This window comes from Anabaena sp. TISTR 8404, assembly GCF_056847745.1.
The window spans coordinates 1,285,766-1,298,190 of record NZ_CP180578.1 but is presented as its reverse complement, the minus strand read 5'-3'; the positions used below and the strand labels follow the sequence as shown (position 1 = coordinate 1,298,190).

Annotated in this window: 13 protein-coding genes; 6 read left to right on the top strand and 7 right to left on the bottom strand. The window is 40.7% G+C overall.

Annotated elements, in window-relative coordinates:
• Window positions 1-106: 106 nt before the first annotated feature.
• Window positions 107-1,513, bottom strand: coding sequence for a glycosyltransferase family 2 protein (locus tag ACMX3D_RS05570; RefSeq protein WP_482750456.1), 1,407 nt, complete (start codon window positions 1,511-1,513; stop codon window positions 107-109).
• A 520-nt stretch (window positions 1,514-2,033) separates the two neighbouring features.
• Between ACMX3D_RS05570 and ebsA the strand changes: the two genes are divergently transcribed.
• Together ebsA and ACMX3D_RS05560 are read left to right on the top strand one after the other, a co-directional pair.
• Window positions 2,034-2,408 (top strand): type IV pilus biogenesis protein EbsA, encoded by a 375-nt coding sequence (gene ebsA, locus ACMX3D_RS05565; RefSeq protein ID WP_482750455.1) that lies wholly within the window; start codon window positions 2,034-2,036, stop codon window positions 2,406-2,408.
• A gap of 320 nt (window positions 2,409-2,728) precedes the next feature.
• A complete protein-coding gene (locus ACMX3D_RS05560; protein WP_482750454.1) occupies window positions 2,729-3,823 on the top strand; it encodes a phosphotransacetylase family protein in 1,095 nt (364 codons plus the stop codon).
• 90 nt (window positions 3,824-3,913) lie between these two features.
• On the opposite strand, the gene ACMX3D_RS05555 is transcribed toward ACMX3D_RS05560, so the two are convergent.
• Window positions 3,914-4,324, bottom strand: a complete 411-nt coding sequence (locus tag ACMX3D_RS05555; RefSeq protein WP_482750453.1) for an SRPBCC family protein — start codon at window positions 4,322-4,324, stop codon at window positions 3,914-3,916.
• Window positions 4,325-4,519: 195 nt separating this feature from the next.
• Between ACMX3D_RS05555 and ACMX3D_RS05550 the strand changes: the two genes are divergently transcribed.
• The 3 genes from ACMX3D_RS05550 to ACMX3D_RS05540 all read left to right on the top strand — a co-directional run bounded on the left by ACMX3D_RS05550 (window position 4,520) and on the right by ACMX3D_RS05540 (window position 6,181).
• Window positions 4,520-5,023 carry a hypothetical protein gene (locus tag ACMX3D_RS05550; RefSeq protein ID WP_015112345.1) on the top strand — a complete coding sequence of 168 codons (504 nt, stop codon included), beginning with the start codon at window positions 4,520-4,522 and terminating at the stop codon, window positions 5,021-5,023.
• A gap of 200 nt (window positions 5,024-5,223) precedes the next feature.
• Window positions 5,224-5,619 carry an MAPEG family protein gene (locus ACMX3D_RS05545; protein ID WP_482750452.1) on the top strand — a complete coding sequence of 132 codons (396 nt, stop codon included), beginning with the start codon at window positions 5,224-5,226 and terminating at the stop codon, window positions 5,617-5,619.
• Window positions 5,620-5,689: 70 nt separating this feature from the next.
• Window positions 5,690-6,181 (top strand): YajQ family cyclic di-GMP-binding protein, encoded by a 492-nt coding sequence (locus tag ACMX3D_RS05540; protein ID WP_482750451.1) that lies wholly within the window; start codon window positions 5,690-5,692, stop codon window positions 6,179-6,181.
• A gap of 452 nt (window positions 6,182-6,633) precedes the next feature.
• Here the strand turns inward: ACMX3D_RS05540 and ACMX3D_RS05535 are convergent, their stop codons facing one another.
• Window positions 6,634-7,506, bottom strand: coding sequence for a DUF3153 domain-containing protein (locus tag ACMX3D_RS05535; protein WP_482750450.1), 873 nt, complete (start codon window positions 7,504-7,506; stop codon window positions 6,634-6,636).
• Window positions 7,507-7,702: 196 nt separating this feature from the next.
• A complete protein-coding gene (locus ACMX3D_RS05530; RefSeq protein ID WP_482750449.1) occupies window positions 7,703-8,233 on the bottom strand; it encodes a tetratricopeptide repeat protein in 531 nt (176 codons plus the stop codon).
• Window positions 8,234-8,383: 150 nt separating this feature from the next.
• Here ACMX3D_RS05530 and ACMX3D_RS05525 point away from each other — a divergent pair, with 150 nt between their 5' ends.
• Window positions 8,384-8,800: a hypothetical protein gene (locus tag ACMX3D_RS05525; RefSeq protein ID WP_482750448.1), complete on the top strand. Its 417-nt coding sequence runs from the start codon at window positions 8,384-8,386 to the stop codon at window positions 8,798-8,800.
• A 51-nt stretch (window positions 8,801-8,851) separates the two neighbouring features.
• Here the strand turns inward: ACMX3D_RS05525 and argB are convergent, their stop codons facing one another.
• The 3 genes from argB to ACMX3D_RS05510 form a co-directional block, all read right to left on the bottom strand.
• Window positions 8,852-9,745, bottom strand: a complete 894-nt coding sequence (gene argB / locus ACMX3D_RS05520) for an acetylglutamate kinase (RefSeq protein WP_482750447.1) — start codon at window positions 9,743-9,745, stop codon at window positions 8,852-8,854.
• Window positions 9,746-9,892: 147 nt separating this feature from the next.
• On the bottom strand, window positions 9,893-10,453 hold the full coding sequence (locus ACMX3D_RS05515; RefSeq protein WP_482750446.1) for a shikimate kinase: 561 nt from the start codon (window positions 10,451-10,453) through the stop codon (window positions 9,893-9,895).
• 145 nt (window positions 10,454-10,598) lie between these two features.
• Entirely contained in the window at window positions 10,599-12,212 is a 1,614-nt protein-coding gene (locus tag ACMX3D_RS05510; protein ID WP_482750445.1) for an NB-ARC domain-containing protein, read from the bottom strand.
• Window positions 12,213-12,425: the final 213 nt, after the last annotated feature.

The window sequence follows — 12,425 nt, the reverse complement described above, 5'->3', positions numbered from 1 at the left end:
GACAATGAAGAAACCTATTAAGATCTCAATCTTTCGTTTTATATTAAACAAAAAAAAGGCAAAAGAAACACATTCTTTTGCCTTTTTCCTTTCAATTTTTACCTTTTTAATCTCCGCTGCCAGAATGCACTGTTTTTACCCATTTCAAGCGCTTTGGCCTGATGGACATCCGGGCAGTTGTACTACTCATTACTATTAACCAGTGCAACATATATAATGTGCCGCGTAAGGTTTGTAGAAGTAACACAGGATAAGTGGCAACAGTGAATTTTTGCTCTTGACGTATCCGCCGCAGTCCAGCAAACATACCAAAAACAGACATGGATACAGATAAGGTAGTGATTGGGCCTAACAATGGCAAGCGATGTCGAGCGATCGCCATTAACAAATCTGGGACAGCAGCGGTTGGCAAGATGTACATGGTGATCATGAACATGAGCATATCCCAGGTTTTACGGGTACCCATGCGGTTTTTCAGAATTAGATCCCAGTAATCTAAATAACGCTGATAGCCGCCTTCAGCCCAACGGTTGCGCTGATGCCAAAGGGCGATCGCAGTTGTCACACCTTCTTCTTGGACGGCTGGGTAGAATACGCACTCAATATCCCAATTATCCAGATGCAGGCGCAATGTCATATCCAAGTCATCGGTGATGGTTTCCTCGTTCCATCCACCACAACTTTCTAAGGCTGTACGCCGGACAAATTGACCGTTACCCCGCAATTCGCCAATACCACCCAGGGCAACCCGTTGTTGTTGGAACCAAGTGTCCAGAGCCATTTCTGCCATCTGTCCCTTAGTCCAAAAATTTTCCTTGGCGTTGGCGATCGCTTTACGCACCTGCACCGCACCAACTTTTTCTCTTTGAAACAAAGGTACTATCTGGAGTAACAAGTCTGATGGCACTTGAGCATCAGCATCAAACACGGCGATAATGTCGCCTTTTGTCTGTGGCAAAACCTGATTTAATGCTCCAGATTTACCACCACCAGCTTGAGGGGAACGCCTCAGTACTTTGAGTTTTTTATGTTCTTGCGCTAGTTCTGCTAAGATTTGCGGTGTTTTATCGGTACTGTTATCGTCAATTATCCAGACTTCGTATTTCCCATCGGGATATTCTAGATTGCAAAGATTTTTGACTAATTTACCAATTACCGCTTCTTCATTTTTGGCGGCTACCAACAAAGATACAGAGGGTAATTCGCCCTGCATTTCTTTTTGATAGTGGCGTGGTCTAGCAAATACTACCACCAAGGCATGAAGTCCCATGATTGTGGTCAACCCTAGGACAAAAATATAAGCCCAAGAAGCTAAGTGTAGAGCGATCGTACCACTCCAAACTATTGACAAAACCAGAGCGGCTTTACGTCTACGTCCTTGAAACCGGGATGGTTGAGACAAACGATTTGTCCCTACCAGTGACTCTTCTTCAGCCGATAGGTCAGCCAATAGAGAATCAAGCCCTTCAAGCTCTTTGTATGAATCGTTTTCAGGCCAGGAGTTCGCTGGCATAGGTTACTTAATGCGGTACCAGTATTTTTCTACACCCATAAATAAGCTGGGAATTATTTAACGTCAAACTTTTACTATGCTACCTGTACTTACCTGCTGCATCGAAGATTGGTACTAATTTACCCATCTGTATGTTGCCTTTGGATGACAAGTTGAGATTAAGCAAAGTAATCGCAAGACAGTCACAGCTTGCAGTTGTGACACATTGCAATAAGCGCGTTCACTGCCTAATATTAGGTTTTTTCGCGGCTACTGCCCCAGCTTGGATAAAAGCTAATGCAGCCTTATTGTAACTGAAATTTTAATATTTCTTAGTAGTAACTTTATTGGCACTATCACAAAGTCAAAACTAAAAAGACGAAATACAAAGAATTACTTATTATGTATTTATTTAATTAAGATTTTTACTCACACCCATAAGACTTGTTTGTTTGTAGTGTGTATTACAGTCTTTTTTTTGGGAATACTATTGACAACGATTAATATCCCCAGTTTCAACCAACTTGAGGAATATTCAACAATGTCTATTGAGCAACTCCAGCCTGCAACCCAGCAGCAAGCAAGCGTTTACTTGCCTTACATTCAAGGTACAAAGCGTAATTTCTTGCCCTATGCCATCAGTCTCTATCAAAAAGGCGTTTTAGAGGGACATCGCAAAATAGAAGCCAGTGAAAATATTCCCTTTGTCGCTTCTTGGAATGTGGCCACCTTGCCTTCTGACTTAACACGCTGCCGAATGCAGTTTGATGGGAACGCTGAACTCAATTACGAAGTGATGATGGCCAGTTTTGAGTTCATCGGTTTTTTGATTGAATTAATGGACAACTATAAACGTTATCGTGTGACAGACTTTTCCCAATCTTTTTACCGCAAGTTGCTGCGTATTGATGAATAAATAAATTCACTAACAGTCTAGGGTGTAGGATAACAAGCAAGATTTATTTCTCGCCAACCTACCCCAGACAGACATGATTCCAGGTTTTGAGGCATGGTAGAGTTAATGGATTTAGAAAACAGTTAAAGTAATAATTTAAATACCCAGTAGTTAATAGCTTAATAGCAGAAATACTATAAATAAAAGCTAATTTTTTAACCCAAAAAATGTTAACTCTCAAAAACTATGCTCACTAAGAGCGTAAGTCTTCTGCTGGAACAAACTAAAATTAGGAAACACCTAGCTGGGTTCTACTTCCTTTTGAAATTAGGAGTGCATGTGTGCCAAAATCTGCTAAACATCTGCTGATTGGCTCAACTGAAACTTACAGTGGAAAATCTGCCACAGTTTTGGGTTTGTCTTATCAGCTACAGCAAAAAGGACTGGATATTGCCTACGGTAAACCGCTGGGAACTTGTTTGAGAGCATCTGGTGGCACTGTAGTAGAAGAAGATGTCCAGTTTATTGCTTCTAGCCTTAACCTAGCAGCAAACCGCATTGCGCCTACCATGCTGGCTTTAGATGAAGTCAGTGTGCAGAAACGTTTAAGCGGCGAAGATAACACTAATTATCGACAGTCGCTGGTACAGCAATATTTACAAGTTGTTCGCGGAGATTTAGTCTTACTGGAGGGGCCAGGGAATTTAACAGAAGGAAATCTGTTCGATTTGTCGGCGTTACAAGTAGCAGAAGTATTAGATGCTGCGGTATTATTAGTAACCCGTTACAACTCGCTATTGTCGATAGATGCTTTATTAGCAGCTAAACAGCGTGTGGGCGATCGCTTAATTGGTGTTGTCCTCAACGATATTCCTACTAAAGAGTCAGAAATGGTGGAAAATCTTGTTCGTCCATTTTTGGAACAGCAAGGTATTGCCGTACTCGGAACACTGCCAAAAAGCGATTTACTCCGAAGCGTCAGCGTGGGTGAACTGGCAAATCAGTTAAATGCCGAAGTTCTCTGTCGCAGCGATCGCTTAGATTTGATGGTAGAAAGTCTGGCCATTGGCGCGATGAACGTTAATGCAGCAGTAAAATATTTCCGTAAACGGCGTAACATGGCAGTGGTAACAGGAGGCGATCGCGTCGAAATTCAACAAGCTGCCTTAGAAACCTCAACCCAATGCCTCATCCTCACAGGACAACTACCGCCGCAGCCATTCATTCTCAGTCGCGCTGAAGAATTGGAAATTCCGATTTTGTCTGTTGACTTAGATACCCTAACCACTGTAGAAATTGTTGACCGTACTTTTGGTCAAGTCCGCGTCCACGAACCAATTAAAGTGCAGTGCATTCGCCAGTTAATGAATGAGCATTTTGACATTGAGCGTTTATTACTGAAACTTGGCTTAAGTCCAGCAACAGCGTTGTCCTAGACGCAAAAGATTACCCAAGATGCCAGTAAGCTAATACACCTAAATGTTGTGTTCTGTCGTCAAGACTAGCATTCGTCAAAGTAATTAGTTTCATGCTTCGGCAAGCTTGCGGATATTATCCATCACTTCTGGTAAGACTTTTTGAAACTTTCGACCTAATAGGTTGCTGAATAAAAAAGACAAAATTCCAGTGAAGGAAATCTCGTGCGTAAAGAATCTACCACTTTGGTTTACGGTGAGATAACGTCTAACGTTGAGCTTGCACAAAGGCAACTGAGTGGTGAATGTGTAGCTCTTTTTTGGCTCTAAATCCGAGATGAAGAACACAGACACAGGGGCATTCTTGGGTTTTAGCTTACCTTTGGCATAGAGTGTGAAGTCTCCTTCAATGGATGCGGACTCTAGTTCTGTGTCCCATCTTGGCCAATTATTCACGTCAACCCATATCTCCCAGATCTTTTCTGGTGAGGCGTTAGTTTTTACTGTATGACTGAATTTCATCCTTTCAAGACTTACGCAATTTACTTAGATTTCATAGTTGAGGCTGTCAATAGTCTATCGTCCAACAAAAGCTGATTATCTAGCTACTTAGTTAAATAATTAAAAAATTGTAGCAATGTCTAACTTCAGCTGGCTTCTCACCTACACTCTGTTTGGTAAAATATCTGGGTCGTTAAATTCTAATTAATTCTATCTTTGAGCCAGTCAATAGATCTTATTAACCTCGATACATTAGCGCAAGAACTGGCGACAATCCAGCAAACAGGTTCTAAGCGAATTGCTTTGCTGGGTTCTCGCCATGTGCCGATTACCCATCAAAATCTGATTGAGATGATGACATACGCCTTGGTTTTATCGGGCAATCGAATCATCACCTCTGGTGCAACTGGGACTAATTCAGCTGCCATTAAAGGAGCAATGCGTGCTGATCCCAATTTGCTGACTGTGATTCTTCCCCAAAGCTTGGAACGCCAGCCTTTAGAATCTCGGCAGCAGTTAGAACAGGTAATGCATCTGGTAGAAAATCCCAGTAACGATAACCTGTCTCTGGCTGAAGCTAGTTACATCTGTAACAAAGAGATTGTCTCTCGTTGCCAGCAGTTAATTTGTTTTGCTTTTCATGACAGTCGCACTCTGCTACAAACCTGTGGCGATGCGGAAGAACAAAGAAAAGTAGTAACTTTGTTTTACTTTGATTAGTCAACAGGAGCCAGTGCGTTGGGGAGACAGTGCCGTGGGCGGGTTTCCCGACTTGAGGCAACTGTCGTCGGCTCTGCCGACTTGAAGCAACTGGCGTTCAATAGTCAACAGTCAATAGTCAACAGTCAAACAACTTACTGGCTATGGGCTATAGACAATAGACTATGGACTATAGACTATGGGTTATGGACTATTAACTAATGATTATTTTTCTGTACTGTATTGCCGCTGCTGCTGTACTAATTTATCTGCCGTTTTTGGTAGTGGGTTATGCTCGTGTCAGCGTTGGGTATGATATGTCAGCACCCCGCGCTATGTTTGATAAATTGCCGCCTTATGCTCAAAGAGCTACTTGGGCGCATCAAAATTCTTTTGAAACATTTATGATTTTTGCTGTCGCAGCATTGATGGCATATGTAACGAATGTAAATTCCTCTTTGGCTGTGGTGGCAGCGATCGCTTTTGTGGTGACTCGTTTGCTATACTCTATTTTTTATATTTTGAATATACCAATTCTGCGATCGCTCATGTTTGCTATTGGTTCTCTTAGTTCTGCAACTCTCATCTTCTTTAGCATCATTCAAGCAAACAATTAAGCACAGGGAAGAGGAGAGAGAATAGCAATTACAAGTTACCTCATCCACAATCCCAAGTTCAACATTTTTTATGGCTTCAACTTACTCCTTTGACATTGTGAGCGACTTTGATCGACAAGAATTAGTTAACGCTATCGATCAAGTCGTGCGAGACGTTAACAGTAGATATGACCTCAAAGATACTAAAACTACTGTCGAGTTGGGTGAAACAACTATTACTGTTAACACGGATAGTGAGTTTACCCTAGATTCTGTACACAATATTCTGCGAGAAAAAGCTGCTAAGCGAAGTCTCTCTCAGAAAATTTTTGATTTTGGCAAGGTTGAATCTGCTAGTGGAAACCGAGTACGTCAAGAAATCACACTCAAAAAAGGTATCAGCCAAGATATCGCCAAACAAATTTCTAAATTGATTCGTGACGAATTTAAAAAGGTGCAAGCCTCAATTCAAGGCGATGCTGTGAGGGTTTCTGCCAAGTCAAAAGATGATTTGCAAATTGTCATCCAACGGTTAAAACAAGAAGACTATCCGGTGGCATTACAATTTACGAATTATCGTTAAAAAATGCTCAAACCAAGTTAAGGTTTTGTAACTAAACTGCCAACAAAACAAATTTGTTGGCAGTTAGTTTTATTGAGCTAGGACAAAGGAAAAAATATAGCAGTCACAGCAGAGATAATGACAAAGACGAATTATCAAACATGGACACTGAGCGACTTTAAAGCCTGTTCCCTGTTCCCTGTTCCCTGCTACATCATTTAGACTGAGTAAGTGTACTTATTGTTGGAGAAAATCCAATGCGTGATCCACAGAAAAATGAAATTAAAATTGATCCAGGGACTGTGGTTTTAATTGTGTCTATCTTATTACTTTTGCCGCTGGTACTTGCTGGTTTTTTCTGGCAATGAAGATATTGATAGATAGTATATTCAGCACTCTCAAAAATTATTTACTTGGGACTGTGATCGCCAACTTCGGAATTAATCATCCCACTGGCGATCGCATTTACCTGACTATTCCGTAGCTGTTGGTTGAGGCGCAAACTGAACTCTGGGATCTGGCATGAAGGTGTATCTTAGGTACAGTCCACCCCAGACAAACAAGATAATTAACAAAGCACCAATACCGAGAGGGCTGGGAAGCCAGAAGACTACTTCTATATGGTTGAGTTCACCAGTTTGGAGTCGCCATACCAGTTGATTACCTTGTTTTTCTGGTTCGACAGCATTTTCTGTGAGTTGAATATTTTTAGCACCCCAAGGAGTTTTTAAGCTAAATTCTAAATCGAGAATTGCACCTGCATCAGTAAGAACGTTACCTTTGTTGGCAATTAGGGCAAGCGATCGCAAGTCTAAGTCATAAATTAAACGATTGCGGACTAACAGTAAAAAATTATTTTGGAATAGTAATAAATTTGATTCAATATTAGGTAATTCCGAATCAGATTCACTGGTTTTATTTTCTACTTTTTGATTGTTGTGGGAGCTAAAAAACTCATTAAACTTAGTTTGTAACTCCTGACCATTACTGAAGGGAATTGTAACTATAATTTCTTCTTGAGAAATTCGTCGCGCTTTGCCTTCAAGTTTCCGAGCGCGACTTTCGATACTATCTAACCATGCGTATACATAATCACCGCTAAAACTGGTGAGTCTTTCTCCTAACTTAATATGCTGAACCAGTTCACCGCTATTAGAGTGGTTAAAGTTTACGCCCACATCATATTTGACACAACCAGATAGCAGCAGGGACGTTAACACCACCAACCACACCACCGACTTTCGAGGGGAAAAGACAAGGTTAATGCTGCGTTCTATTTTTGCTGTTAAAAAGCCAAATGGTCGAATTAACCACATCAATATCTTTTCCAACTTAGAAAAATTCATTAGTGTATTTCTCCTAAAAAAACAACTAAAGTATGAAGTATGACTTATGAAGTCTGAAAGTTATATCTCACACTTTACTAAGAATTGAAAATCAATAGCCTCAGATACCTGACTTCTTAAAGAAGTCGCGTATCTAGTTATCCATTAATAATTTAGAAATACTATATTTCATACTTCACACTTCACACTTCATACTTTAAAATGCCAACCAAGCTAAGTAGGAGATAATTACGCCAATAGCAGTTATTGCCACCCAAATAAAGCGGTTATCTTGAGTATTGACCTGGCTGAGGTCAACAAATTCTGGTTCAGCAGGTTTTTTCTTGACAGAAGACTTGCCTGGATTGACAGCAACACGCATTTTGGATTCATTATCTGATAATGCACCCAAATCTGGAATTTCAGTCATCCATTCACTAGGTCTTTTAAGCTTTGGTGCTTGTAAAATGTAGAGCAATCGCCGAGCTTGTTTACTAATTTCTGAGTGGGGATGTCGTTGGAGTTGTTTGCAAAGAGCGATCGCTTCTTCATTTCTTCCGGCTGCTTCATAAGCTGTTACTAGCCAAATTTGTGCTTCCCCTCCTAAACGGGAATTACGAGCTAATAAAGCACTTGCCTTTTCCAGATTTTCTATAGCTTCTCGATATTGCCCATTTTCAAAGGCAACTCTCCCGGCTTGGTAACGCTTTCTGGCAATTTCTAAACTTGGTTCACTCGCGTTTTGCATATAAATCAGCACTGCCTTAATTTTGCCAATGCCAGTAATCTTTGTGAAATCTTTTTAGAAGCTGGCAATTTTCAATTAGATAAACTTTTAAAATTTTAACTAGTAGTCATCTGTAAAAATCCCTAATTATTCAATGCAGGTGAGCAAAATATGGTAAATATCAAGTCTTCTCAACTGAATTGGCTAGGAGCAGGACTTACTTTGGTATTGATGAGTACCGCAATTTCCCCAGCTTCAGCCCAACAAGTGATTGTGATTGAGCGTAACAATCCTTTTGGTGTGAGTCAGCCACCTGCTGTGGGTTCATTTATTTATGGTAGTCCGATTCCCACACCCATGCCCGTAGATCCAACAACAGGATTATTACCGAGTCGCACTATCTACCCTAATTATTATCCTCAAGTCAGGCACAACAGATACAATAATTCCACACTGGTAAATCCCACTTTTATCAATCCCATCATTAAGGATTCGACAATAGTGAATCCAGTGATCATCAATAATCATTCCTGGCAAAGGACACCATTTAGAGGGCGATCGCGGGTAATTATCAGACATTCTTGGTAATGTTATTTGTCCTTTGTCATTAGTCAAGACAAAGGACAAATGACCAAAATATTAAATAAACTGTGAACCCAAAATCATCGTTCCGATACCAACGTCGGTAAAAATTTCGAGTAACAGCGCGTGAGGAAGACGACCATCGATAATGTGTGCAGCCCGGACTCCTTGAGCGAGCGATCGCACGCAACAATTAACTTTGGGAATCATCCCCCCACTGACTACACCACTAGCAATCAGTTCCCGTGCTTCCCGAATATCAACTTTCGGAATCAATGTCGATGGGTCTTTATAATCTTTTAAAATCCCTCTAGTATCGGTCAGCAAAATTAACTTTTCTGCCCCCAGTGCCGCAGCAATTTCCCCAGCAACGGTATCTGCGTTAATATTATAAGCTTGTCCCGACTCGTCAGCGGCTACACTCGACACTACTGGAATATAGCCATTACTTGAAAGGGTTTCTAAAATTTTGATATTAACACCGCTGACTTCGCCCACAAAGCCGATACCTTCTTGACCTTGAGGACGGGCAGTAATTAAATTACCATCTTTGCCACATAGCCCTACAGCCATACCACCAGCTTGGTTAATCAGCGCCACAATCTCTTTATTAACGCGACCGACTAAAACCATTTCCACCACATCCATTGTGGGAGCGTCGGTGACTCGCAAACCATTTTTAAATTGCGCTTCGATGCCTAATTTATCTAACCAACTGTTAATTTCTGGGCCGCCACCGTGTACAAGAATTGGGCGCAAGCCAACACAGGATAAAAAGACAATATCGCGGATTACCTTGTCTTTAAGGGTGCTGTCTTTCATAGCCGCACCACCATATTTCACAACTACAGTGCGTCCTGCGAATTGTTGAATGTAAGGTAGTGCTTCGCTGAGTACCCGCACACGAGTGGCTTCAGCTTGCCTGATATACTCCGTATCGTTGACCATCATGGTTGAGATTTAAAACCTATGCAGTCAGTGTAGAAGACTTTCTCTCTGGTCACAATCTCTGATTTGAAAGTGCTGAGGAGCCAGCCGCGTGGGCGGGTTTCCCGACTTGAGCGGACTGGCGTTGCTGAGTATAAACAGAGAAATCGCTCAATTTTCTCCGTGCTGTTGAGATGTAGTTTTTTTCAGTACGCTAGGAATTGCTTCCATAACTTTATTAGCAATTTGCTCTGGTGTTTCCCCTGCTTGCATCATGATGTGCAGATCAGCTTGGGCGTAAAGTGGTTGGCGTTGTTCGAGGAGCGATCGCAATTTACCTTGCGGATCAGGATCTTGCAGTAGTGGTCTTGTGGTATCCTCAGCCAAGCGGGTGTAGAGTAGTTCCACTGGCACATCTAACCACACAATTAAACCGTGACGCAAATAACTCCAATTTTCTCTCCGCATCACAATTCCGCCACCTGTGGCTACTGTCAAATTGAGATGAGCGCTAACTTGTGCCAAAACATCACTTTCTAACTGGCGGAATGCTGCTTCCCCTTCTTCAGCAAATAACTGATTGATGGATTTACCTGCGGCTTTCGCAATCACATCATCAGTATCGACAAACCCGTAACCCAACTGCTGCGCTAGTAAACGCCCTACTGTTGTTTTACCAGCGCCCATCATGCCAATTAAGTACAGGCTTACTCCTTGCAATAAGCTGCTCATACAATTTTAGATTTTAGATTTTAGATTTTGGATTGAGAATTGCTGTCTGCGTCCGGCTTGTAATTAACTAATCTCTGGCAATTATTTATTAAACTAGTCTCACCAGTTGCTTTACTCCAGTAAATTCTCAACTCCTCACTTTACTTTAAATCTCGGCACTCAAGCGACTTTCTTTGATATGGTTTTTTAAGTGTGCAGCAAAAATTGTCTGACTCATTAAAAAGTAGCTTTCTTGTTCTTCACTTAATTTCAAGTTTTCTTCGATTAAGCGCTCAATCATGTACTCCATTAATACCGGAGTTTGAGAAAAGCTTGAAGCTTGTTGTTCGATTAATGAGCGCTTGTGTAATAAATCTACAGCTTCTAAAATTAATCTTTGCGACAGTCTAGGTGATAGACCTGGTATGGTATTTTTCTGCAATTGACGTACAGAAACAGCATTCTGATTCATCGCCAACCAGTACATCATGTGCTTTTCTAATTGCGACAAACGATTAAACTGTTGGTCTAATATGGCGCGAATCTCACCAAAAACTACGGTTCCCTGGGCAAGAAACTCATCAATATTGCCACCAAATAACTCTTGAATTGTCGTGGCCACTAATTTAAGAAATAGTGGGTTCCCGGCATATTGTTCTAACAAAACTCGGCATTTGTCTTCAGAGATATTAGCTAAACCTTTATATTTCAGAAGTGAAATGCTTTCTGATTGATTTAAGCCAGCTAATCTCAAAGAGCGAACAGGTAATGTAGTGCCTTCTAAGGCTGCTATTTCTGGAGTTTTTTCCCGACTAGTTAATATTAAGCAGCTTTGATGTTGAGATTCTCCTACCCGTCTAATTAATTCCCCATATAGTTCATAGCCTGGACGATATTGAATTTGCGGTAGCAAAAAGGGAGGAGTTGCATTCTTTATCCCTTGATGGCTGGCTGTTAATGTGGGGTAACTATCACTACTAGCTAAAATTGCATCAAAATTATCAAAAACAATTAAACACCTGGCATTACGCAAAAAATCTATCAATTGGGAGATGCGCCTTTCTACAGTTTCTGCAACTACTGTCTCTGCTGTTGGTAATAAAGTCTGAATTAACTGTTCTATGATCTGCTCTGGGGAAGGGGAAAGACGTAGCGATCGCCAGATAACATAATCAAACTGATGTTGAATTTCTTGTGCTAACTTCACAGAAAAAGCTGTCTTACCAATCCCACCCATACCCAAGAGTAGTAGTAAACGACAGCCTTCTTGCAAAATCCATTGTTGAGTTTTCGCAAGTTCTGCTGTTCGTCCGTGAAAAACACTCACATCAACTGCTTCACCCCAATCTTGAATTGAGGTTGATTTAAGTTTTACTAACTCTGTCTCTGGGGCTTTTTCTGTTTTTCTGGGAATGATTGCTGCTGGGAATTGAAAGTTGACTTTTTTGTACCCAGCTTTTTCAAGTAAATAAGTTACACGGCTCCAATTTTTAACTTTAACTGAGTAGCCAGCTGCATTACTCAGCATTTCTTCTAGATACTTGTATAATCCATTAGACAAATAAACTCTAACAGTACTACTACTTCGACTTTGATAAACTATACTGGCAATTTCCGCTGGGCTACAACCACACAGTAAACCTCTAAGGAATTTCTTTTCTACAGGTGTTAAAGCTTTACCTTTTGTTGATGCCAAATCTACGTATAACTTTTCTAACTCCCAATTACTTTTAGCTTCAAAAAAATCCTCTTCTACTTGATTTAAATCAGGTGCTGCCATTACTATTATTCATGTATTTAATATAACCCTCGGCAATATCCTAACTATTATTCGATGAAGTCAGAATAAATAAAAAGTAAATTTATAACGAATTTGCTAACTGTTGTTAGGTGACTTGGAAGTTCTTGCTTAGATATCTTTAGACTTAATGGAAATTTTATAAAGCTTGTTTGAAACTTTAAGCAAACAAATTCGGTCAATATAGATCTACGT

Excerpts from the sequence above, each read along its gene's own strand:
- ACMX3D_RS05570 (WP_482750456.1), bottom strand. The coding sequence starts at position 1,513 with ATGCCAGCGAACTCCTGGCCTGAAAACGATTCATACAAAGAGCTTGAA.
- ebsA (WP_482750455.1), top strand. The coding sequence starts at position 2,034 with ATGTCTATTGAGCAACTCCAGCCTGCAACCCAGCAGCAAGCAAGCGTT.
- ACMX3D_RS05555 (WP_482750453.1), bottom strand. The coding sequence starts at position 4,324 with ATGAAATTCAGTCATACAGTAAAAACTAACGCCTCACCAGAAAAGATC.
- ACMX3D_RS05545 (WP_482750452.1), top strand. The coding sequence starts at position 5,224 with ATGATTATTTTTCTGTACTGTATTGCCGCTGCTGCTGTACTAATTTAT.
- ACMX3D_RS05540 (WP_482750451.1), top strand. The coding sequence starts at position 5,690 with ATGGCTTCAACTTACTCCTTTGACATTGTGAGCGACTTTGATCGACAA.
- ACMX3D_RS05535 (WP_482750450.1), bottom strand. The coding sequence starts at position 7,506 with ATGAATTTTTCTAAGTTGGAAAAGATATTGATGTGGTTAATTCGACCA.
- ACMX3D_RS05530 (WP_482750449.1), bottom strand. The coding sequence starts at position 8,233 with ATGCAAAACGCGAGTGAACCAAGTTTAGAAATTGCCAGAAAGCGTTAC.
- ACMX3D_RS05525 (WP_482750448.1), top strand. The coding sequence starts at position 8,384 with ATGGTAAATATCAAGTCTTCTCAACTGAATTGGCTAGGAGCAGGACTT.
- argB (WP_482750447.1), bottom strand. The coding sequence starts at position 9,745 with ATGATGGTCAACGATACGGAGTATATCAGGCAAGCTGAAGCCACTCGT.
- ACMX3D_RS05515 (WP_482750446.1), bottom strand. The coding sequence starts at position 10,453 with ATGAGCAGCTTATTGCAAGGAGTAAGCCTGTACTTAATTGGCATGATG.
- ACMX3D_RS05510 (WP_482750445.1), bottom strand. The coding sequence starts at position 12,212 with ATGGCAGCACCTGATTTAAATCAAGTAGAAGAGGATTTTTTTGAAGCT.